Here is a 20,640-nt window from a genome sequence, read left to right on the forward strand (position 1 = left end):
CCGCAGTTAGCCGTGTAGATGCAATTTACCATACCCGGACCATCAGACCGACTGCGAGCCATTGGCGCTACCCAGGGACTTCCCCAAGCATTGGCCAAGGCTTTGGATCCGGGCGACGATTTCGAGCCCCTGCCCTGGCCGGGACCTTCAGACTGGCTAGCAGTCCATCCCGAGGCCGGTCAAACCTACGAGGAATTCGTCCAGGCTCACGGTAACCGGCCCGACCCAAAGCGCGGCAAAATCTACTTACAACCCCTGGGTGAATTCCCTCCTGGCCAAAGCCCTGATCTGGAGAGCTTAAAGGACTTTGCCGCCGCTTACTTTGTCTTGCCGGTGCATGTCCTACCTGCCTTGGCCGTGGCTCAGCAGTCCCTTAAAACCCGGCTTAACCCTATTAGCCGCCACCGTCAACTCTATACCGGCGACGTGCTGGCTCTGCTGCGAGCCCGGCTCCCGGCTAGGGAAGAGCCGAGGGACCGCTGGCCCCCCGCCCTCCCCTCCAGCTCCTCTCCCAACCACCCGTATTACCGATTAGCTTTCAAACGAGTAATTTTATCCTTTATCCCCTCTCCCTCGCTGGCGGGGGAGAGGGCGAGGGTGAGGGGGCATTTTAGCCCTTTGATCGCAACTTGGTATAAGGGGTTGGGGGAGTAGGTTGGGAGAGCTGTTTTTTTCTAACCCTAATTCATTTATTTTACGACCTGAGTAATATATTGTGGGCCTCTGGGCCTGTTCGGCATTTCTGGCACTATTGCGTATTTTTTTGTAAGATAGACCAACATCTCCTGACAAGGTGTCATCCATCCGGTCATGGCCATACCCAAAATCACCTCCGCCCAATTCCGCCTCAGTGCCCATACGCCAAGGCAATTTCCCGCCGAGGATTATCCTGAGGTCGCCTTTCTGGGCCGCTCAAATGTTGGCAAATCATCCCTCCTCAATACCCTGTTACACCGGAAACGTCTGGTCCGGACCAGTTCTCGGCCGGGTTGCACTCAATCGATTAATTTTTTTCTGATCAATCGCTGCTGGTCCTTTGTTGATCTCCCCGGCTATGGTTATGCCCAAGTGCCATTAGCAGTAAAGGCCAGGTGGCTGCGACTGGTTCAGATCTATCTGGAGCAACGCCGTCAGTTAGTGGCGGTGGTGTTTTTAATGGATTGTCGCCGTCTGCCTGGGGCTGAAGAAATGGAGTTATTACAAAAGTTGGAACGATTGCAGCGCCCTGTAATTGTGGTCCTCACCAAAGCCGACAAACTCAAGACCAGCCAGCGGGCCCGTCAATTGAGAAACCACGTGGCACGGTTGCAAGGCCTAAAGATCGATCCAGCCGAACTCATCTGGTTCTCTGCCATCACCCGGGAGGGACGCCAAGAACTCTGGACCCGGCTCTTAACCTTGATTAACCCTGGCCGCTAGCCCGGCCTGACCAATTTCTGCCCAAACCCCATCCATTGCGGTTTCTGACTTTGAAAAGTGATTTACAATCAGCTATGCTTGGTTTATTATAAAAATTTATAAAAATCTAGCCTGTGGAGCGAATGATTTGAACCAGACTGTTTCAGATTGAATCACTGCCCCTGTTAAAGTTAAAAATGCTTTAGCTCGAAAAAGATATCAGCAAGGTTAAATACCAAAGTTGTAAAACAGGTAGACCAGTTAATAAACCGGCAGCTGGATAATCCCTTAAAATTTGATAAAATGGCAATATTACACGTTTAAGCCCATATTGAGATCTTGACCCTGATGGCCATCACTTATTGCTATCACATCTTAGGTGTATCACCCAGCGCCAGCTTTGAAGAGATCAGGCGCCAATACCGCCATTTGGCTTTGCGCTATCATCCTGACCGCAATCCTGGCGATCCCGGGGCCGCGGCTCGCTTTCGGGAAGTGGCCGAGGCCTATAACACTCTCCGTGAGGCGCATCGCTGCACACCTTTTGACCATTATGACAGCCCCTCGGGGAAGCATCCCTCCGACGATAATTTTTACAGAGTTGATGATCTGTTTTTCCAGACGGAAGACTGGCTGGCAGAATTTTTCGGAATCGAAAACGGCAAGTCCATTTTCAAAGAGCGGTCTGGGCCGGATTTCCGTTATGATCTGCAGATTCCCTTTATGGCCGCTATAATGGGCATGGAAACCGATATCGAAATTCGCCGGCTCCGGAGCTGCATCTTCTGCAATGCTACCGGTCTGGAACCGGGCAGCGACTACCAGACCTGCCCTGACTGTCAGGGCCAGGGGCGGCTGTTCCATAGTCCGGGACTCCTCCGTTTCGGTCCCCTTTGTAAACGTTGCAAGGGTCGGGGCTGCATCATTGCTCATCCCTGTTCCCACTGCCATGGTAGCGGGAATATGGAACAGCTGCAGCGCTATCGGATCAAAATCCCTCCCGGAGTGGAGGACGGAACCCGGCTGCAAATCCCCTGGGAAGGCGGGGACGGATTCCAAAATGGTCCACCCGGACACCTGTTTGTGGTTATCCATGTGCAACCTGATAATTTTTTTACCCGCTTCGGCAATGATCTTTGCTGTCGCATCGAGGTTTCATTTGCACAAGCGGCGTTGGGAGATACGATCGAAGTTCCCACTCTGTCAGGCAGCCAATTCCTGGAACTGCCTCGGGGCACGCAATCCGGCCGCATCTTCCGATTTCCAGGGTGTGGCGTTCCCCGCCGCGGCGACCAGGAACCCGGGGACCTACTGATTGAGGTGATTATTACCACCCCTACTGAGCTCAATTATCGCCAACGGGAACTATTACACGAATTTTGCAGATTGGATGAATTCAACCAGGCTGGCAATCCGCCATGAAGACTGAGAAACCGTCCAACTTTACCCATCTGGATGATCGGGGCCAGGCGCGCCTGGTTGACGTCGGCGGTAAACCGGTGACTCAGCGGCAGGCCACGGCAATAGGATCGATTTATTTAGGGGAAAAGGTCTATCCGCTGCTGATGTCTGACCAGCTGGAAAAGGGGGATGCGTTCGCCGCCGCCCGCTTGGCCGGTATTATGGCGGTTAAAAAAACCGCTGAGCTGATCCCTTTGTGTCATCCGCTGCCGCTTACCGGCATTGCAATTGATTTTACCCCCGATCCGGATCGGAAATCGCTTGCCATTAAGGCTCAGGTCCGGACCCAGGCCCAGACCGGGGTAGAAATGGAGGCCTTGGTCGGAGTAGCTGTGGCGGCTTTAACTATTTATGACATGTGCAAGGCTATTGACCGTAACATGGTCATCGAGCATATTATGCTAATTGAAAAGAGTGGCGGTAAAAGTGGAGCTTATCATCGCCCCGTTTTGAGGTAGGTTGCATTAGAATTAGACTAAAATTGAGGCGCGTTGGTGATGGAACCCGAACGTCTGGAATACTTCCGAGATTTACTGCATAGTCGGCTCGAGGAACTGCTGAAAGAGGCCGAAAAGACGGTCAGCGGGATGACCAATCCCATAGATATGTTCCCTGATCCCACCGACCGGGCGACGCTGGAAACGGACCGCAACTTTACCTTGCGAATCCGGGACCGGGAACGCAAATTGATCAGCAAGATCAAGGAAGCCCTGGATCGCATTGAGGATGGGAGCTATGGGTTCTGCGAGGCTTGTGGGGAACCGATCTCCGAAAAACGCCTGCTCGCCCGCCCAGTTACTACCCTGTGTATCAAGTGTAAGGCCAAACAGGAAGAGCAGGAGAGACTCCGGGGGCTTTAATAAGATCGGCAGTCTCGGTTTCCTCTGCCCGGCCCAACAGAAATTCGGTTATTTTACAGGTTCGTAATTGCTGGTCTGACATGACTTCCCTGGTCGATCTGAAAGAATTTACCCAGGATGAATTAGAACGCCTGGTGGCCTCCTGGGGTCAGCCCCCTTATCGCGCCCGCCAGTTGCAGAAATGGCTGTATAAAGGTATCTTTGACTTCGAGCAGATGACCGACCTCAGCAAGGATTTCCGGCATCAACTGGCCCGAAAAGCGATGATCAGCCGGTTAACCTTGGCCGATCAGCAGCACTCTGAAGACGGCAGCGAGAAATTTGGCTTCGCCCTGGCCGATGGCCGTCGCATCGAAAGTGTGCTCATCCCGGAAGACGATCATCTCACCCTGTGTCTCTCCACCCAGGTCGGCTGTGCCCAGGGCTGCCATTTCTGCCTCACCGCGCAACAGGGCTTGACCCGAAACCTGACCGCCGCCGAGATCGTCAACCAGGTCCTGGAAGTGAGGGCCCGGTTGCGCCAGGATCAGAAACTCAGTAACTTGGTCTTCATGGGGATGGGAGAACCATTGGCCAATTTTAATAATACTCTCAAGGCCTTAACCATTCTTACGGCTTCCTGGGGGCTGGATTTTTCGGCCCGCCGGGTTACGGTGTCGACCGTGGGCCTGGCACCGCAAATAATTCAGTTGGGCAACGCCATCCGGGTGAATCTGGCAGTATCTCTCAACGCCCCTGATGATCCGACCCGCAGTCGGCTGATGCCGGTTAACCGCTGCTACCCCTTGGCCGTACTTCTGGATGCCTGTCGGGCCTTTCCGCTTCCCGGGCATCGCCGCATTACCTTTACTTATGTGCTCTTAAAGGGGATTAATGACTCCCCCACCCAAGCGCGGCAGTTGGCCCGCCTCCTCCGGGGCCTGCGGGCGAAAATCAATCTGATTCCCTTCAATCCCCATCCCAGTCTTCCTTTTGAGCGCCCATCCGAGGCTGCCATCCTGGCCTTTCAGGAAATTTTGCTCTCCGCCCACTATACCACCCTGATCCGGAAAACCCGCGGTTTAGATATTGTCGCGGCTTGCGGCCAATTGGCCGGGACGGCACCGGTTTCGAAGCAAAACTTATCCCCCCTGAGGGCAAACCCAGCTACCCTCTAAAACCGGAAATATTTCCTGGCTGGTCAAAAGCAGGTTTGACGTTTGCGTGGTCTTCTGGCGGAGGCTATCTTACTGCGTCTTTTGCCAGGGAAAGATCGGCACCCCGTCCGGAGCGGGGCGTTCCACCGCTTGTAAATAGGCCCGTTTGCCGATACCCATTAGGCGGTCATCTTGAAAGACTAAAGGAGTATAGCCGCCCCGCACGGTTTCACTGCCCTCGTAGTCCATGGAATGGGTCTGATAAAAATAAAAAGTAAATTCGCCACCCCGATAGGTGGCCTTTTCGACCACCTTTGGTTTACCCATGATGCCGACGACTTCATCAATGTTCATGCCCCGCTTTAAATCTTGTAGTCGGACATAGTTGGACCACATCTGACGCTCAACCCGCGGGTAAAGGATGGATTCACAAGCCGGGAGCAGGCACAACAGGACTAGCAACAGCGGCCACCGGGGCATAGAATTCTCCTGGATTAAAGGTCTCTTACCAATACCGAACTCGGTGCTGTCTGTAACTATATCTTTATCAGGCGATGATAGTCAATAATCTAAAAAAATTAATATTGCCATCCGGTGCTTAGATTACCGTCGTCCCCGCTACCGGGAAATTGTACCTTGATGACACAATAAAGCGGCCGGTTCCGATACTTAGATTTTAACCAATTCATACTGCCGCGTTCCTAGCCCTATCTGTTCCGCGTACTCTAGCTGGATCTCCCAGTCAACTTTCGGATAGAGGTCCCGGAATTTGTCGCTCCCGGGAGTGGGGTCTTTCAGACGAGAACCGGCCAGGCCGGCACTCTGATTGACCAGATCCGCGGACGCCTGATCAATAGCTACCGGATCCCGGGAGGCCAGGATGCCCAAGTCCGCCACGATCGGTGCGTCATTGTGGGGATAGCAGTCGCAGGCCGGAGACACTTGGGTAATGAAGTTGAAAAAGACGGCCCGCTCCTGTTTGCCCTTTAACAGCCCATAAGCGTATTCCACCATCTTCTTCAGGAAAATGGGAATGGATTCGTTCCACTGAATGTCAATGTTGCCGTAGGGGCAGATCAGAATGCATTCGGCACAGCCGACGCATTTTTTGGGGTCAATTTCCGCTTTCTCGGTCTCGGGATTGATCTTGATGGCCTCTTGGGCACAGTGGGCCACGCAGTCGCCGCAGCCGGTGCATTTTTTCTGATTGATCTTGGGGGAGATATTAGAATGTTGCGCCAGTTTGCCCTTGCGGGAGGCGCCTCCCATACCGACATTTTTGATAGTGCCACCGAACCCGGAGAGTTCGTGACCCTTGAAATGGGCCAGACTGATGAAGGTATCAGCCAAGACCACGGCCTCACCCAGATAGACGGAGATAAACATCTCCTGGTTGATCTGGACCTCAACCTCGGCCGTCCCTTTCAGACCATCGGCGATGACCAGCGGAGCATTGACCACCGCATAGGCAAAGCCGTTCTGGATGGCGGTGGTCAGATGGCTGACCGCCTCGGCCCGAGTCCCCACATATAGGGTATTGGTGTCGGTAAGAAAAGGGCGGCCGCCATAATCCCAGACCTTATCCACCACCTGCCGCAAGTAAATCGGGCGGATATAAGCGGTATTGCCGCGTTCTCCAAAATGCAGCTTGATAGCCACCAGGGGGCGTTTTTTCTTGCGGGCGATGGTGCTCTTCAGGTCTACGGCGTCGAGCAGACGGGCAAATCTTTTAAAGTTTGGATCTTTGGGAGTTCCCCGTAAATCTTCATAGAATACCTGGCTAGCCATTTAACACACTCCTTCGGAATAGATGATCTTGCCACCCACCATGGTCATCACCGCCTGGCCGGGCAATTGCCAGCCGTGGAAAGGGGAATTACGGCTCTTGGATTTAAATTTATGGATATCCACCAGCCAGGCCCGATTAGGGTCAATCAGGGTAACATCAGCTGGTCCTCCCGGCGCCAGACTGCCACCAGGTATTCCCAGGATGCGGGCCGGGGCGGTACTGAGGCGTTCGATGGCGGTCATCAGGCTGATGGCGCCCTCCTGTACAAGTCTCAGGGTCAGCCCCAGGCTGGTCTCCAATCCAATTATGCCTTTGGCGGCCAGGGCGAATTCTACCTCCTTTTCCAGGCTGCTGTGGGGAGCATGGTCGGAGGCGATGCAATCAATGGTGCCGTCTGCCAGGCCTTCCACGATCGCCGCGACATCCTCGGCCTGGCGCAAGGGGGGGTACATCTTGGCGTTGGTGTTAAACCCCCGCACCGCCTCATCGGTCAGGGAAAAATAGTGCGGCGCGGTCTCGGCGGTAACTGCCAGGCCCTGTTTCTTGGCCTGGCGAATCAGGGCTACGGAGCCAGCCGTGCTGACATGGGCAACATGCAAGCGCCCGCCGGTGAGCCGGGCCAGGGTCAGGTCCCGAAACACCATGACCTCCTCAGCGGCCGCCGGGATACCCAGTAATCCCATCTGCAGGGAGACCAGACCTTCATGCATCACTCCTGAGCCACTCAGATGCAAATCCTCGCAGTGAGCAATAATCAACATCCCAAAGGTGCGAGCGTATTCCAAGGCCCGGCGCATGAGCTGGGGGTTCATCACCGGCCGCCCGTCATCGGAGAGAGCCACAGCCCCGGCCTCTTGCAAGTCGCCATACTCGGCCAGCTTCTCACCCCGGGAACCCTGGGAGATGGCAGCCACTGGATAGACCCGAGGGCCCGCCGCCCGTCGGGCTTGGGCCAGGATATAACTGGTTACCGCAGAACAATCATTCACCGGTTGGGTATTGGGCATGGTCGCCACCGCGGTAAAGCCGCCACGGGCCGCGGCCTGCCCCCCGCTGGCAATAGTTTCCTTGTATTCTTCCCCCGGCTCCCGGAAATGGACGTGCATATCAATTAAACCGGGGCTGACCACCAGATTTTGGGCCTCGATTAGCTGGTGGCCCTCGGCGGGGATAACCCCAGGAAGTTCCAGAGCCGCCACCTTACCGGCATCGATTAATAGGTCTCGGGGGGCCTCCAGGTTCTGGGAGGGATCGACTACCAGCCCGCCTTTAATTACCAGTCCCACTCGGTTCTCCTCCGGTTAACAGATAAAGAATTGCCATCCTGACCGCCACCCCGTTGGTGACCTGTTCCAGGATAACAGATTGTGCGCTGTCGGCCACCTCGGGGGCGATTTCCACTCCCCGATTTAGCGGCCCCGGATGCATGACCAGGGCATCTTTCTGCGCCAGCTCCAGGTGCTGCATGCTTAACCCAAAAAACCGGGCATATTCTCTTAAGGTAGAGAGATACATCTGCTCCTGGCGTTCTAACTGCAGGCGCAGCATCATCACCACATCGGCCCCGCGTACCGCTGCTGGCAAGGAATGACTGACTTCAACCCCCAACTCCTCCAGGTAAGGCGGCAGCATGGTCACCGGCCCGCATACCGTCACCTGGGAGCCCATCTTGGTAAAAGCCTGAATATTTGAGCGCGCTACCCGGGAATGGGCAATATCGCCAATGATGGCAATCTTGAGGCCATCCAGCCGCCCTTTTGCTTCCCGCACGGTCAATAGATCGAGCAGGGCCTGGGTGGGATGCTCGTGAAGTCCGTCGCCGGCGTTAATGATGCTGCTTTTGAGTCGCTTGGCCAGGAAATGGGGAGCACCGCTGGCCGAGTGGCGAATGATAATGATATCCGGCCGCATAGCTTCCAGATTGTCGGCGGTATCCGCCAGGGTCTCCCCTTTCACCACACTACTGGCCCCAATGGTCAGATTAACGGTATCGGCGCTGAGACGCTTGGCGGCAATTTCAAAAGAAGTGCGCGTCCGGGTGCTGGGCTCATAGAACAGGGTAACCACCGTCTTGCCGCGCAAAGTTGGAACCTTTTTGATCTCCCGAGTAGACACCTCTTTGAAGGAAACCGCGGTATCCAAAATGAGCTGAATTTCTTCCGGGGCAAGATCGGCGATTCCTAAAAGATCCTTAAGCCTAAACCTCATTGATATAATCCTCTTGACTGCCAGGGTTGCCGGCCGGGGCAAAAAAAAACCTCCTTTGCGAACAAAGGAGGTTGAGCGGATTATGGAATGGTTGGCTTACACTCATAGGTTAATTATCTCAGCCATTGCTTCAGAACGGTTAATGCTTTTCGCTCCTTTTTTATCATCCTTGCTGATCTAATTCAAGGACTTTTTCCTGGCCGGAAAGTTTAGATTACGGGATAAGATGGGCCAGTTCAATAACCCCGTTGACAAGAGAAGGAACCAGACTTATCTTATTTGCAAAAATGTTAGAATTATGAGGGAGGTACTTTATATGGAACTCACAGAATGGAAACCCTTTCGCGAAGTATCTCGCTTACGTCAAGAGATGGATCGTTTGTGGGAAGAATATTTCGGTCCCAGCCGCAGGGCCTTAAGACCCTTAGAGGCCGAATGGGCCCCGTCGGTAGATGTTTCCGAGAGCGCTGACAAGGTGACGGTCAAGGCCGAAATTCCGGGCATGGAGCCCAAAGACATCGACATCTCCCTGTCGGGGGATTTGTTGACCATCAAAGGCGAGAAAAAGTCCGAACGGGAAGAAAAGGAAGAAAATTACCACCTGATTGAGCGCAGTTACGGCTCTTTCAGTCGCACCTTACGGTTACCCGTAGGGGTGGAAGCCGATAAGATCGAGGCTTCTTATAAACAAGGGGTTCTGACCATCACCTGTCCCAAAAAAGAGGAAGTCAAGGCCAAACCCATCCAGATTAAGGCCGAATAATTAATCTGGGTGGTTAGGAGTCAGCCGTCAGTTGGCACGAAGTTTAATAAAAAGTCTGGCAGGATCTCAAATATTAGCCTTTTAACTGCCAACTGACGGCTGAACCTTACTTTTTTATAAACCAGGGGCTGGAACCTTAGGGGGGACGAGGTTATTCTCTGGCCCCTGGTTAACCTTCCTTGGTAAATCAGCCGTAGCTCCTATGGCCGGGGCAAAGTCTCAAATGATCCAGAGAGCTGCATGGGTCAAGAATTTCCGGGATTTCTAATTGCTCTGGAGGGCCTGGATGGCGCAGGGAAGACTACCCAGGCTCACTTATTAACTACTGCCCTAAAAAATTGCGGCCGCAGGGTGGTGCTCACCCACGAACCCACCGAGGGCCGTTATGGCCAAGAACTACGCAGATTACTCGCCCAGGGGCATCGGGTCCTGTCTCCCGCCCGGGAATTAGACCTGTTTACCGCTGACCGGCGGGAACACGTATCCGGCATCATTCTCCCGGCCCTGACCTCGGGGGCGGTAGTGATCACCGACCGCTATTATTATTCTTCCATGGCTTATCAGGGGGCCAGGGGTCTAGAGGTAGTTGAAATCCAGCAGCAGAATGAATCCTTCGCCCCGATCCCGGACCTGGTTATCATCCTCACCCTACCCCTGACCCAGATTTTGGAAAGATTGGCCCGCCGCCGTCCCCAGATCTGGGATGCCTTTGAACAGGCCGATTATTTAGTAAAAGTTGCGGAAATTTACGCCCGGATGAGCGGTCCTCATCTCGTGCGCCTTGACACCCAGGCCCCGCCCGAAACGGTTCATCAGAACATTATGTCCCTGGTCTGGCCCCGGCTCCCGCAGAGGAAAGGAGCGGGAGCGACCTTTAGCAATTAATCTCCCCAGACCAGATCATTACGAATCCAGCCCACGACATCGCCGCTATAATAATAGCCCAGCTTAACCCAGTTGCCCCGTTTTCCCAGAACCTTAAATATATCACCCCGGTTGGCTTGCATTACCACTTTATTCCGCAGTCCCGGTCCCTGACGAATATTAGGGTTGTTGGCGCTGACCACTACCGTGTGAATTTCGGACAACAGAGGTCGGTAAACCCAGCCCGAATTGCCTTCCCAATCTTTGAATCGGGCCCATTTGCCCTGATTTTCTACTACCTGCAGGGGGTATCCCAAGGGTGCCTGATAAAGCACTCCGGATTGGAGGCTGGGGCCGGATCGCACGTTGACTTTTTCTTTGCCGACGCTCATCATTTTAGCTCCCGCCGGCGCTACCCAACAAATAACTGATATTAACGCTAAAAATCCGATTTTTTTCATAGGCTCCCTCCTATTATAGGAATTTTCCCGTTGCCCCGGTGCCGGGCAAATTATTTGCCAGATTTCGGGCTGGTCTATTTTCTTAGGTAATTAATGGCTATAATTTTTGGGGGGCAGGGAGTGAAGCAGATAATCTGCAAAAACCGGCCATGCAGGCGATCATGATCGAGAGGCTACAATCACCCCCTGGTTAATTTTTTATCAGCCTATAAAAACCACAGCGAGCTTGTCAAGACAAATCGGTAACCACAAACTCATTCAACGGTCGCCGGTAACCTCGGGTTGTGTTAAAATATAACAAAGTGTTGACTGGTAATTGTTCAAGTAATTAGATTATAAAAATATTGGAGGGAAGCCGATGCGCATCATCCTCTTTGCCGGGAAAGGCGGGGTGGGCAAGACCTCCATGGCCGCCGCCACCGGCGTCAATATAGCCCGTCGGGGGCAAAAAACCCTGGTCATGAGTCTCGATCCCGCCCACAGTCTGGCCGACATTTTTGATCTAAACCGCGGCCTGATGGATAAAAACCGCGGTAAGCCGGTTGCCGTAGACAACGATTTATGGATTCAGGAACTGGATGTGCAGGAGGAAATCAAGCAGAACTGGGGTGAGGTCTATCGTTACCTGGCAATTCTGCTCAACGTTTCCGGGTTTGACGAAATCCTGGCGGAAGAATTGGCCATCCTGCCCGGAATGGATGAAGTCAGCGCCCTCCTCTATATCAATAAATACATCCGGGAACAGTCTTATCAGGTAATCATCCTAGACTGCGCTCCCACCGGTGAATCACTCAGGTTTATCTCGATTCCCACTGCCCTGGAATGGTATATTAAAAAGATCTTCCACCTGGAACGGCAGATTTTCAAGGTGGTGCGGCCGGTAGCACGGCGGATGACTACTATACCGCTCCCCGAAGACGAGTATTTTGCCGCGTTGCAGCGTCTGTTTGACCGTCTGGAAGGGGTAGACCGCCTGCTGGCGGACCCGAACGTCACTACTGTGCGGTTGGTCACCAATCCGGAAAAAGTGGTGCTCAAAGAATCCCAACGGGCCTTTATGTATTTCTGCCTCTACCAGATGGTGGTTGACGGGGTAATCATTAATCGCATTTTTCCAACCGCCCTGGCCGATCATTTTTTCCACTATTGGAAACAGAACCAGGAAGAATATTTGGAATTGGCCCACACCCGCTTTGCTCCAGTGCCGATCTTTCCGGTGGAATTTTTCGATCGGGAAGTGGTGGGGTTGGAGTCTCTGACCCGCCTGTCCCAGGCCATCTATGGCGATCGGCAACCGGAGGACATTCTCTATCGGGAAAGTCCTTACCGGTTTGAGAAATCTGACGGCGTCTACACTCTTGCCATTCGCTTGCCGTTTATCGGGGCTGAGGATGTGTCCCTGGGGAAGACCGGAGAGGAACTCGTCATCCGGGTGGGGGGCTTTAAAAGGCATGTGCTGTTACCCCGTAATATGGCCGCCTTGGAACCCCAGGGGGCCAAATTTGAGGGGGATTATCTGAACATCCGATTCGGAGGTGTTGGTGATGACCGTCCCGCCTGAGGAAAACCAAGAAGGCCGCCGGGAAACCGCGGGGCCAGAGGCTGGTCGTGAGGCTGAAATGGGGTGTCCTCTCTGTCAGTTATACAATGCCCTGCTGCGTCTGGCCGGTCCCCAGAGTGAGTTTTGCCGTCATCTACAGAAAGCCCGGGTAGAGGTGTACAAAGCCGTTCGATCTCTGATCGATCAGCGGCTTGAGGTGCTGGAAAAGACGGCCCAGACCGGGACTAAAAAGGGCTTTCAAAAGATCAAGGTGGAAGAGGATTAAAGCGCTCACAGGGAGACCCGATAAATATTTTTATCATTTGGCGCTGCCATGACCGGCAGTCCTTTTCCTGCCACTATGGCTGGACCTCCTCACCTGGAAAAAATTCTGATCTGGCACCAGGGCGCGCTGGGAGATCTTCTCCTGTCCGGGCCTGCCCTCCAAGCGTTGGCTGCCCATTACCCTAAAGCCCGCTTCACCCTCCTGGGTTCGCCAGCCCGCCTGGCCCTGTTGGCCGCTACTTTACCGGTTGACGCCATCTGGGACAGTCAGCGGGCGGATTGGGCCTACCTGTTCCTGCCGGACACGCCCCTGCCTGAGCGCCTGCGCGGCTTGCTGGCCGACTTTGACCTGGCGGTGATTTTTAGCCCTCGACCCCATCCCCAGATTACCGAACGCCTGGGGCAAGGGGGGATCAAAGACAGCCTCTGGATTCCTAGTTTTCCCCTTCAGGATCGCATCCCGGTGCCCTGCTTGCAGGCCCGGCACCTAGCATTAAGGGGGATAAAACCCCCTTCCGGCCCTTTCCAATTGCTCATCTCTCCCAAGGAACAACTGGTGGCCCAGGCTCATTATGAATCCCAGGGTGGCCAAGGGCCGGGTCTGTCGCCCTGGGTCGCCCTGGCCCCCGGCAGCGGCCATCGACGGAAAAACTGGCCTTTGGAAAATTATCGGGGACTGGCCTGCCAACTACAAGCAACTTTCAAGGCCCGGGTGCTGTGGATAACCGGGGCGGCTGAGGCGGAATTTCTGGGCGAAATTAAGACCCTGGCCCAGGCCGCCGGACATTATCTGCTCAACGACCTGCCTTTGCCAAGCCTGGCCGCCTACCTGAGCCTTTGCCAATTGTATATCGGCGGCGACAGTGGCATCACCCATCTGGCCACAGCTGTCCGGCGACCAGCGGTGCTGGCCCTGTTTGGCCCTACCGATCCCGTAATTTGGGCCCCTCCCGGGAACCAGGTTAAAGTTATAACTTCATCGCGGGATTGCGCCCCCTGTACAAAGGGCCGGGAAATATTGTGTTCGGATGCCCTCTGTCTCCGAGATCTAACCATCGGCCAGGTTTTGGCTGCGGCCCGCACCGCCCTGAATCATGGGTAAATCGAGAGGGGATCGATCAGGCTGTCCCCTCAGGAGCGAAACCGCTCTAGCCACCAACGGATCAGGCCGCCCAGGATTATGCCAATCCCCAACAGACCCAAACCATAGTAAGTAATATTTCCTTGATAGACGCCTACCCCTAGAAAAACCAGGGCAGCCAGCAGCACAAACCAAAAAATTCTTTTTTGAGTCTCTCCCAGACGGGGCCGGGAATCGGTCATAATATTTTCTCCGATAATAACATCTGGCCCTTACCCAATCTATTCTGCTCTAGATCCTGGTGTGCGGTTTGACAACTTCGGGGCTTCTGTCGGGTTTCATTATTTGAATTTTATTGCGGCCTGACCAGGATTTTGTATCATAAAATTCTCTGTTTTTTTAACACGATAAACATAATCACAGGGTTCTTCGCTTTTTCTGGTTTAAAAATTTGAACTGGCGATCGAGGTCGGTGGGCGACCGCTAACCGGTAAAAGGCCCGGCTGAACTGATTATGATTTAGAGATTTATGATTTCCAACCGGAGGTTGGCACAATTACTGCATAAAAAGTAATAAAAGAGCGAGATTCCCCCTTAATCAAAGCTCATATACCATTTTCTCCTTTCTCCTAAGGTCGGGCTTCCCCCTCCCGACCTTTTTTATTTCCCCCAAAAAAGAGTTAGGCTCCGATCAATCGGGGCGGAAAAGATATACTCCGGTCAGGTAGCGGTAATATTGTTGATAATCCAGGCCGTAGCCCACCACAAAATCATCGGCGATCTCAAAGCCCCGATAAGCCAGGGGCAGGGGCACAATCCGGCGTTGGGGACGGTCTAGCAGGGTGCAGATGCGGACGCTGGCCGGGCCCCGGGCCGCCAGGGTGCGGACCAGATAACCCAGGGTGAGGCCAGTATCAACAATATCCTCAACAATCAGCAGGTGGCGGCCGGTCAACTCTTCATCCAGATCTTTAACCAGGCGCACTGCCCCTTTTTGGCGTTCACCGGCCTGATAGCTGGTGATAGCCAGGAAATCCACGGTCACCGGGATAGTCAGACAGCGCAGCAGATCAGCCAGAAAAAGCACCGACCCTTTCAGAATGCCAACCAGGGTCAGGTCCTGATCGCGGTAGTCCTGTGAGATAGCCGTCCCCAATTCCACCACCCGGGCATGAATGGCCTCCGGCGGCAGCAACACTTGTAACAAGGTCCCCGGCGGCTTCATTTATCCAGAGTTAGCGGCCGGGGCCAGGCCATATTTTTCTAACAGCCATTGGTAATCTTTGCCATAAAAAAGACGGATGGGGTGCTGCGGATAAATCTCCCGAAACAACCGCACCTTGCGATTCTTTTTGGTGACCAGGCTCTGCCTCATGGTGGTTAACTCAATATACAGATGATAGTCCACCAGATAGAAATCCGGGGTGAAACTTTCCACCACATTACCCTCCTCATCCCAGGCGATGGGAAAGGTATGGGGTTCATACAGCCACTTAATCCGATAAAAATCGAGTAGCCGGGCAAATTCGACTTCACTGTCATTGGCAAACCGCTGGGCCTGAGCCAGCTGATAATCTTCCTGACTCTCATAATCCTCCAGCAAACCCTCGGCCGAGAGTTTGGCTTCAAGGCGGTTCAAGGCCCGTTTCAGTTCCGGTAACTGGGCCAGCGGCATTCGGACCAGCGGCACGGCTTCCTGCAGAGGCCCTCCCTGGCTGACGGATTGCAATTCCACCCAGGAGGTTTTATCCTGACGACGCAAAGTGATCAGCAATTCCCGTTGCTCGCTGACCGCAAAGCGATGAATCAGTTCAGTTTCAGAATCAGTCAATTCTGGTCTCCGAAAGAACCGAAATATGCCCGCACTCTCGCCGGGTCAATCGGAACATATGGAAGGCTTTGCTTTAAAAGCTGGATCCGCTGTAGAGATTCTCGGAGACGAAATTCCAGGCCAATACTCGATGCTAACGCTTCATGGGCCTGAACTATAGCCTCCTGATGTTCACAGATCAGAAGCAAGTCTGCGCCCGCCGCTAATGCTTGCGGGGCTGCCTGGGCTATGGCGTAATGCCGGGAAATTCCGCCCATCTCCAGGTCGTCAGTGATAATCAGACCTTGAAAACCTAATTGCCGGCGCAACTGCCCAATCAGAATTTTCTGCGATAAAGTGGCCGGTTGCTCATCCCAGTCGGGAACCAACACATGGGCGCTCATAATGGCCGGAACGCCGGCCGCCACTGCCTGGCGAAAGGGGAAAAGATCCTGTTCCCGATCCCGGGCTTCACCCGGGACAGTGGGCGTATCATGATGCGAGTCCAAGGTGGTGTTACCCAGACCGGGGAAATGCTTGGCCACCGGAATCACTCCCCCGGCCAAAAAGCCACGTACCGCGGCCAGACCCAGTCTGGCCACCTTGTCCGGCTCTGCCCCATAGGAACGTTCCCATAGCGGGCTGTTGGGGCTGCGGGCTACATCCAGCACCGGGGCCAGGTTCATATTGATGCCTACCAGCCGCAGCTCGCCAGCCAGGCGGGTGGCCAGGCTCTCAACGACCGAAGGGTCATCCTGCTGGCCTAACTCCCGGGCCGAGGGCAGTTGGGTAAAAGGGGACCGCAAACGTTGCACCGGGCCGCCTTCCTGATCAATGGCGATCAACAGCGCTGAACCAGTGGCGGTCAGAGATAATTCCTGCAACTCCCGGACTAATTCGGCCACCTGCAGTGGACTCTCCAGATTGCGCCGGAACAGGATTATCCCGCCGACTTTAAACTCCACAATTAAATGCCTGGCTACAGGGTCAAGTTGTAACCCCGGTATCCCTACCATCAGCACCTGACCCCAGGGTAGAGGTCGGCTGCAGGATTGCTGGTCATTCATTCTGGTCACCATAGTGCTCCGGGGTGCCCTTAACAAAGACTTTGGGCGGCGCTTCCCTGCTAAAGGGCAAATTATCTAGTTAAATTACGGATGTCAAGATATGAATCTCTGTTCTTCCACGGCAAATACAAAATTACCATACGGTCAATTAACCTGTTCAATGCTCCGAGTGATAAGCCCTTTATCCATAACTTAATGTTTCCCTCCGTCATTACCATTCATGCTGGCTTTGGCCGTCGTATTGAAGCGGTTGGAAATGGACGGCAGAATGGATCTGGTCAACCGAGTGGACACCCTGGTCATCACCCTCTACCTCGTAGCCTATATTATGGCGATCATTTCAGTCACCCTGTTGATGTGGTAATTATCTGATCAATTCTTTAGAATCTGGTTATATGAATTTAGCCTTCCAGGTTCGCATCTTCTCCACCGGCCAGTGGACGCAAAAAGCCGGCTTGCCCCGCATAATCATCTGCATCCAGGTATCGCAGTTCGGATCGCAATGAATAATCTCGCTTTCTTTGCCCTGTTGCACCTTTTGAGGCCAGGCCGGATCAGCCCAGAGTACCCGGGCCAGCCCAATTAAATCCGCTCTCCTCTGCCAGCGCCCCCGTGGTAATACGGCCGGCGGTGATGACAGGCACTTTCACCTGGTTTTGATAGCCGCGGCCAGGGCAACCATATAACCCTCCTGTTTGGATTTCTCCACGATCTCCGGCAGAAAGAAAGACTCATAAGTACCGCCCATGACCGACAGATAAGAAACCCCGGCTTGTGCCAGCGCCTGGGCGAAATGGCCTGACTCCGCCAGCGGCAAGCCGTCCGGCAGCCATTCGTCAGCCAGGAACCGAAACCCCACCGGGAAATCCCCTACCGCGGCCCTGACCTGGGACACCACCTCCAAGGGAAACTTTTGGCGGTTCTCCAGGGGACCGCCATAGTCATCTATTGCCAGGGGGCTAGGGGACGGCCGCTGGCCAACATCAGCTTAAGGGCTTCCACCTTGACAGCTCAATATTAAAATACTAATCAGTTATGGAAAATCAGCCCATAAAAGCATCAGGATACCCTGAACCGAGGATTCTGGCCCCTGAGTCCGTTAATTAGGGACAGGTTAAAAAAGGTGATCATAGTTGGTAAATTTGTGGATAGATTTGACCCCGGAAAATTTATAACCAGATTACGAAAACTTATCAATAAATTTTCAACAAAGTTCGCCTTTTGTTTATTGACTTTTTTAATGTTTAGTTATAATAGTGTCTATACATAAAATTATAAGGAACGATTATTGGATACTATGGAAAGTAAAAAAAGCGTCCATCCTAAGGTTAAATCAGTCCTCAAGAGAATCCTGTCAGCCGTTGAGGTTGCTCTGCAGCAGGGAGAAACTCAAGCCTCGCTGGCGGAGAAATGTGGTATTACCCACCAGCAGATGAATCGCCTGATCAGGGGCTTGCGCGGCAGCAATTTAACCCTCAACATGGCGTTTAAGGTCTGGGAAGGTTTGGGAAAGTCCATTGATCATCTCTTCTCCGGGCCGGTCCCAGAAGATATCATGGTTAAAACCGAAGAAATCTATCAAAGTCCGGATGCTGAAGTGCTCAAACAATTTGTTGAAATTCTCTATAACAAGAGGTTTCTTTGCGAAGACTTTGATAAATTAAGAAATTTAGTTTTACTCACCCACCACCATGTCATGGCCAAAATTAAGGCAGACACCTAGTTCCGCCCCTCTGGATTCCTCCAGAAAAACATAAAAGGCCTTTTAAATAAATAACTTAAGGTCTAATAAGATAAATATTCCGCTTTGGTTGCTACCGGCTATGCCAGTACAAAGATTTTTTATAAAAGCAATTATGTGCTGTAAATAGGTCCCAACACCCATTTTATATAGCTACTGGTACCTATTGGCAACCAATGGGCTGGCAGCTCGTCCCCAGGGTGAGGAATCCCTGGCTGCGCCCAGTTCCGGTCAGGTAATGGTTACGACGCTGATTTCTGCCATCAGCCCGGGCACCGAACTGTTAGTTTACCGTTTCTCCGTCATGAACCTGCTGCGGCGCACCGGAAAACGATCGGCATGGAACAATCGGCTTGATCGGGTCTTATACAGATTAGCTTTCAAATGAGTAATTTTATTCTTTATCCCCTCTCCCCCGCTGGCGAGGGAAAGGGCGAGGGTGAGGGGGCATTTTAGCTCTTTGATCGCAACTTGGTATTAGAGCAACGCTCCCTGGCTTTGATGGACGGTTTTATCTGCATCAGGCAGCATACCCGAAAGTTAGTGGAAGGACTTATGGGCCCAGGCTGGCCAGGGTATGGGAAAATAACCGTAAGGATGCGATTATCAGGTGTTGGCCGCCGCGACCCGCCGATGGGTTGCTGAATACTCCCGGGGCCGCCGGACACGGCCAATGGTTGACTCAGGGGGCAGATGGAGTTGGTTTGCCGGTCTTTTTGATGGCTTCCCAGATGGCGTCCATTTCCTCCAGGGTGGCGGTTTCTGGGGTTTTGCCCTGCTTGGCCAGTCCCCGCTCGACCATGTGGAAGCGTTTGATGAACTTGTGGATAGTGCGACGCAAAGCCCCCTCGGTGTTGATGTGCAGGAAGCGAGCCACATTGACCAGGGCAAAGAGCAGGTCCCCCAGTTCCTCTTCCTGGGCGGCCTGGTCGTTCTGGCTCAGGGTCTGGCGGAATTCCTGCCATTCCTCCTCCACCTTTTCTAAGACTCCCTCTAGATTCGGCCAATCAAAGCCGATGCGGGCCGCGGCTTCGCCCAAACGCTGGGCCTGTACCAGGGCCGGCTGCCCGGACGACACTTCCGCAAACCGGGGAGAGCCTTTGCTCTTGCCTTCTTGAGCCTTGGCCTGTTCCCAGACAGTCCGCAATTCTTCAATGGTCTCGACCTTGGCCTCGCCGAACACATGCGGGTGCCGGTGGATCATCTTGGCGGTGATGCCTTGGATCACTTCGGTCAGGGAAAAGCATTCCGCTTCCCGGAAAATTTCACTGAGAAACACGATGTGCAGCAGCAGATCTCCCAGTTCTTCCCGGATTTCCTCGGGCTGGTGAGATTCCAGGGCCTCCACCAGTTCATAAGCCTCTTCCAGGACATAGGTCTTGAGGGTGTCGGGGGTCTGACGGGCATCCCAGGGACAGCCACCCGGACCGCGCAGACGGCGGACAATGTTCAGAAAATTAGTTAGTGCGGCCGCAGGATCAGACAGGGTCGGACCAGAACCGGTGAAACTAAAACTCATATTATTCAGACTCCTCTGCAGGATCAGCCGGAGGCGCGGGCTGACCCCATTGCTTTTCTAAAATACGGGCTCGCTCGGTCAGCCCTGCTTTAAAATCGGCCGGCAGTAAATTAACCGCCTGAAAGAAAAAAGTTCTCAGGTAGGGGGCGGTTCGAGATTCCTTAAGCAGCTGGGAATCATGAGGAATTACCAACTGCGAGGCGGTCAGCAGAAATCCGAGGATCAGCATCCCCTTGGCCAGTCCAAAAAGACATCCCAGCCAACGATCCAGCCCTCCCAAATAGAGGCGGGCCAATACCCGTTGCAGCAGATGGCCTAAGATACGAGTCAGCCAGTAAACCGCGATCAGGATGGTAATAAAGGCCAGAATCTGGCAGTAGAGGGGATTATTTATCCACGGTTGGAAGAGATGCGCTAAGCGCAGATAAAGATGGGCGGCGACCAGAAGCCCTCCTAATAACCCCACAATTACGGAGAGTTCCTGGAACAGCCCCCGATAATAACCTCTAAGGCCAACCAGAAGCAAGACAATCAAAATACCCAGATCGAGTAAGTTCATCAGGATCTAATTGATGGTGAGTTTAGATAAGGTAGCCTAACAGCAAATAACCTCCGCGTCAATCAAAAACCCGGAGCAGCAAAGGACCTCAGCATCTA

Annotated in this window: 24 protein-coding genes and 1 pseudogene; 13 read left to right on the plus strand and 12 right to left on the minus strand. The window is 53.5% G+C overall.

Translation table 11 applies throughout. The annotated features are described in order from the left end of the window. Positions 1-18: 18 nt before the first annotated feature. From JRG72_01850 to rlmN, 6 genes are all read left to right on the plus strand, one after another. Positions 19-654, plus strand: coding sequence for a hypothetical protein (locus JRG72_01850; GenBank protein MBW2133966.1), 636 nt, complete (start codon positions 19-21; stop codon positions 652-654). A gap of 156 nt (positions 655-810) precedes the next feature. After that, positions 811-1,419 carry a YihA family ribosome biogenesis GTP-binding protein gene (locus JRG72_01855; protein ID MBW2133967.1) on the plus strand — a complete coding sequence of 203 codons (609 nt, stop codon included), beginning with the start codon at positions 811-813 and terminating at the stop codon, positions 1,417-1,419. 327 nt (positions 1,420-1,746) lie between these two features. Beyond that, the gene (locus tag JRG72_01860) at positions 1,747-2,820 is read left to right on the plus strand and encodes a DnaJ domain-containing protein (GenBank protein MBW2133968.1); all 1,074 of its coding nucleotides are present in this window, start codon (positions 1,747-1,749) and stop codon (positions 2,818-2,820) included. Beyond that, positions 2,817-3,317, plus strand: a complete 501-nt coding sequence (gene moaC, locus JRG72_01865) for a cyclic pyranopterin monophosphate synthase MoaC (protein ID MBW2133969.1) — start codon at positions 2,817-2,819, stop codon at positions 3,315-3,317. The genes JRG72_01860 and moaC overlap by 4 nt, the downstream gene beginning before the upstream one ends. Positions 3,318-3,356: 39 nt before the next feature. Then, a complete protein-coding gene (gene dksA / locus JRG72_01870) occupies positions 3,357-3,719 on the plus strand; it encodes an RNA polymerase-binding protein DksA (GenBank protein MBW2133970.1) in 363 nt (120 codons plus the stop codon). Between the two features lie 80 nt (positions 3,720-3,799). Further along, positions 3,800-4,876 (plus strand): 23S rRNA (adenine(2503)-C(2))-methyltransferase RlmN, encoded by a 1,077-nt coding sequence (gene rlmN / locus JRG72_01875; GenBank protein ID MBW2133971.1) that lies wholly within the window; start codon positions 3,800-3,802, stop codon positions 4,874-4,876. 69 nt (positions 4,877-4,945) lie between these two features. Here the strand turns inward: rlmN and JRG72_01880 are convergent, their stop codons facing one another. The 4 genes from JRG72_01880 to JRG72_01895 all read right to left on the minus strand — a co-directional run bounded on the left by JRG72_01880 (position 4,946) and on the right by JRG72_01895 (position 8,852). Further along, positions 4,946-5,335 (minus strand): DUF3192 domain-containing protein, encoded by a 390-nt coding sequence (locus JRG72_01880; GenBank protein MBW2133972.1) that lies wholly within the window; start codon positions 5,333-5,335, stop codon positions 4,946-4,948. Positions 5,336-5,524: 189 nt separating this feature from the next. Next, entirely contained in the window at positions 5,525-6,643 is a 1,119-nt protein-coding gene (locus tag JRG72_01885; protein MBW2133973.1) for a DUF362 domain-containing protein, read from the minus strand. After that, complete coding sequence (locus JRG72_01890) at positions 6,644-7,930, minus strand: dihydroorotase (GenBank protein MBW2133974.1); 1,287 nt, start codon at positions 7,928-7,930, stop codon at positions 6,644-6,646. Continuing rightward, complete coding sequence (locus tag JRG72_01895; protein MBW2133975.1) at positions 7,914-8,852, minus strand: aspartate carbamoyltransferase catalytic subunit; 939 nt, start codon at positions 8,850-8,852, stop codon at positions 7,914-7,916. The genes JRG72_01890 and JRG72_01895 overlap by 17 nt, the downstream gene beginning before the upstream one ends. A gap of 316 nt (positions 8,853-9,168) precedes the next feature. Here JRG72_01895 and JRG72_01900 point away from each other — a divergent pair, with 316 nt between their 5' ends. Together JRG72_01900 and tmk are read left to right on the plus strand one after the other, a co-directional pair. Continuing rightward, positions 9,169-9,615 carry an Hsp20/alpha crystallin family protein gene (locus JRG72_01900; protein ID MBW2133976.1) on the plus strand — a complete coding sequence of 149 codons (447 nt, stop codon included), beginning with the start codon at positions 9,169-9,171 and terminating at the stop codon, positions 9,613-9,615. A gap of 240 nt (positions 9,616-9,855) precedes the next feature. Then, positions 9,856-10,500 carry a dTMP kinase gene (gene tmk / locus JRG72_01905; GenBank protein ID MBW2133977.1) on the plus strand — a complete coding sequence of 215 codons (645 nt, stop codon included), beginning with the start codon at positions 9,856-9,858 and terminating at the stop codon, positions 10,498-10,500. Here tmk and JRG72_01910 read toward each other — a convergent pair. Next, entirely contained in the window at positions 10,497-10,874 is a 378-nt protein-coding gene (locus JRG72_01910; GenBank protein MBW2133978.1) for an SH3 domain-containing protein, read from the minus strand. The genes tmk and JRG72_01910 overlap by 4 nt on opposite strands. Positions 10,875-11,298: 424 nt before the next feature. On the opposite strand from JRG72_01910, the gene JRG72_01915 reads away from it, so the two are divergent. Genes JRG72_01915 through JRG72_01925 form a run of 3 tightly spaced genes read left to right on the plus strand, consistent with a single transcriptional unit; the run spans position 11,299 to position 13,867 of the window. After that, the gene (locus JRG72_01915; GenBank protein MBW2133979.1) at positions 11,299-12,501 is read left to right on the plus strand and encodes an ArsA family ATPase; all 1,203 of its coding nucleotides are present in this window, start codon (positions 11,299-11,301) and stop codon (positions 12,499-12,501) included. Further along, the gene (locus tag JRG72_01920) at positions 12,485-12,766 is read left to right on the plus strand and encodes a hypothetical protein (protein ID MBW2133980.1); all 282 of its coding nucleotides are present in this window, start codon (positions 12,485-12,487) and stop codon (positions 12,764-12,766) included. Before JRG72_01915 ends, JRG72_01920 begins: the two co-directional genes overlap by 17 nt. 48 nt (positions 12,767-12,814) lie before the next feature. Beyond that, entirely contained in the window at positions 12,815-13,867 is a 1,053-nt protein-coding gene (locus tag JRG72_01925; protein ID MBW2133981.1) for a glycosyltransferase family 9 protein, read from the plus strand. Between the two features lie 29 nt (positions 13,868-13,896). Here JRG72_01925 and JRG72_01930 read toward each other — a convergent pair whose 3' ends face one another. From JRG72_01930 to JRG72_01950, 5 genes and pseudogenes are all read right to left on the minus strand, one after another. Then, positions 13,897-14,088 (minus strand): hypothetical protein, encoded by a 192-nt coding sequence (locus tag JRG72_01930; GenBank protein ID MBW2133982.1) that lies wholly within the window; start codon positions 14,086-14,088, stop codon positions 13,897-13,899. Between the two features lie 449 nt (positions 14,089-14,537). Continuing rightward, positions 14,538-15,071: a hypoxanthine phosphoribosyltransferase gene (gene hpt / locus JRG72_01935; GenBank protein MBW2133983.1), complete on the minus strand. Its 534-nt coding sequence runs from the start codon at positions 15,069-15,071 to the stop codon at positions 14,538-14,540. Next, positions 15,072-15,677, minus strand: a complete 606-nt coding sequence (locus JRG72_01940; protein MBW2133984.1) for a hypothetical protein — start codon at positions 15,675-15,677, stop codon at positions 15,072-15,074. It abuts the gene before it with no gap. Continuing rightward, positions 15,674-16,723, minus strand: coding sequence for a beta-N-acetylhexosaminidase (gene nagZ, locus JRG72_01945; protein MBW2133985.1), 1,050 nt, complete (start codon positions 16,721-16,723; stop codon positions 15,674-15,676). The genes JRG72_01940 and nagZ overlap by 4 nt, the downstream gene beginning before the upstream one ends. A 391-nt stretch (positions 16,724-17,114) precedes the next feature. Continuing rightward, positions 17,115-17,678: pseudogene (locus JRG72_01950) on the minus strand (hypothetical protein). Positions 17,679-18,020: 342 nt separating this feature from the next. Between JRG72_01950 and JRG72_01955 the strand changes: the two are divergent. Further along, complete coding sequence (locus JRG72_01955) at positions 18,021-18,446, plus strand: helix-turn-helix transcriptional regulator (protein MBW2133986.1); 426 nt, start codon at positions 18,021-18,023, stop codon at positions 18,444-18,446. Between the two features lie 184 nt (positions 18,447-18,630). Further along, positions 18,631-18,852 carry a hypothetical protein gene (locus JRG72_01960; GenBank protein ID MBW2133987.1) on the plus strand — a complete coding sequence of 74 codons (222 nt, stop codon included), beginning with the start codon at positions 18,631-18,633 and terminating at the stop codon, positions 18,850-18,852. A 294-nt stretch (positions 18,853-19,146) separates the two neighbouring features. Here the strand turns inward: JRG72_01960 and mazG are convergent, their stop codons facing one another. Together mazG and JRG72_01970 are read right to left on the minus strand one after the other, a co-directional pair. After that, on the minus strand, positions 19,147-19,983 hold the full coding sequence (mazG, locus tag JRG72_01965) for a nucleoside triphosphate pyrophosphohydrolase (protein ID MBW2133988.1): 837 nt from the start codon (positions 19,981-19,983) through the stop codon (positions 19,147-19,149). 1 nt (position 19,984) lies between these two features. Beyond that, entirely contained in the window at positions 19,985-20,542 is a 558-nt protein-coding gene (locus JRG72_01970) for a CvpA family protein (protein ID MBW2133989.1), read from the minus strand. Positions 20,543-20,640: the final 98 nt, after the last annotated feature.

The organism is Deltaproteobacteria bacterium, from assembly GCA_019309545.1.
In the GTDB taxonomy this organism is placed as follows: domain Bacteria; phylum Desulfobacterota; class Desulfobaccia; order Desulfobaccales; family Desulfobaccaceae; genus Desulfobacca_B.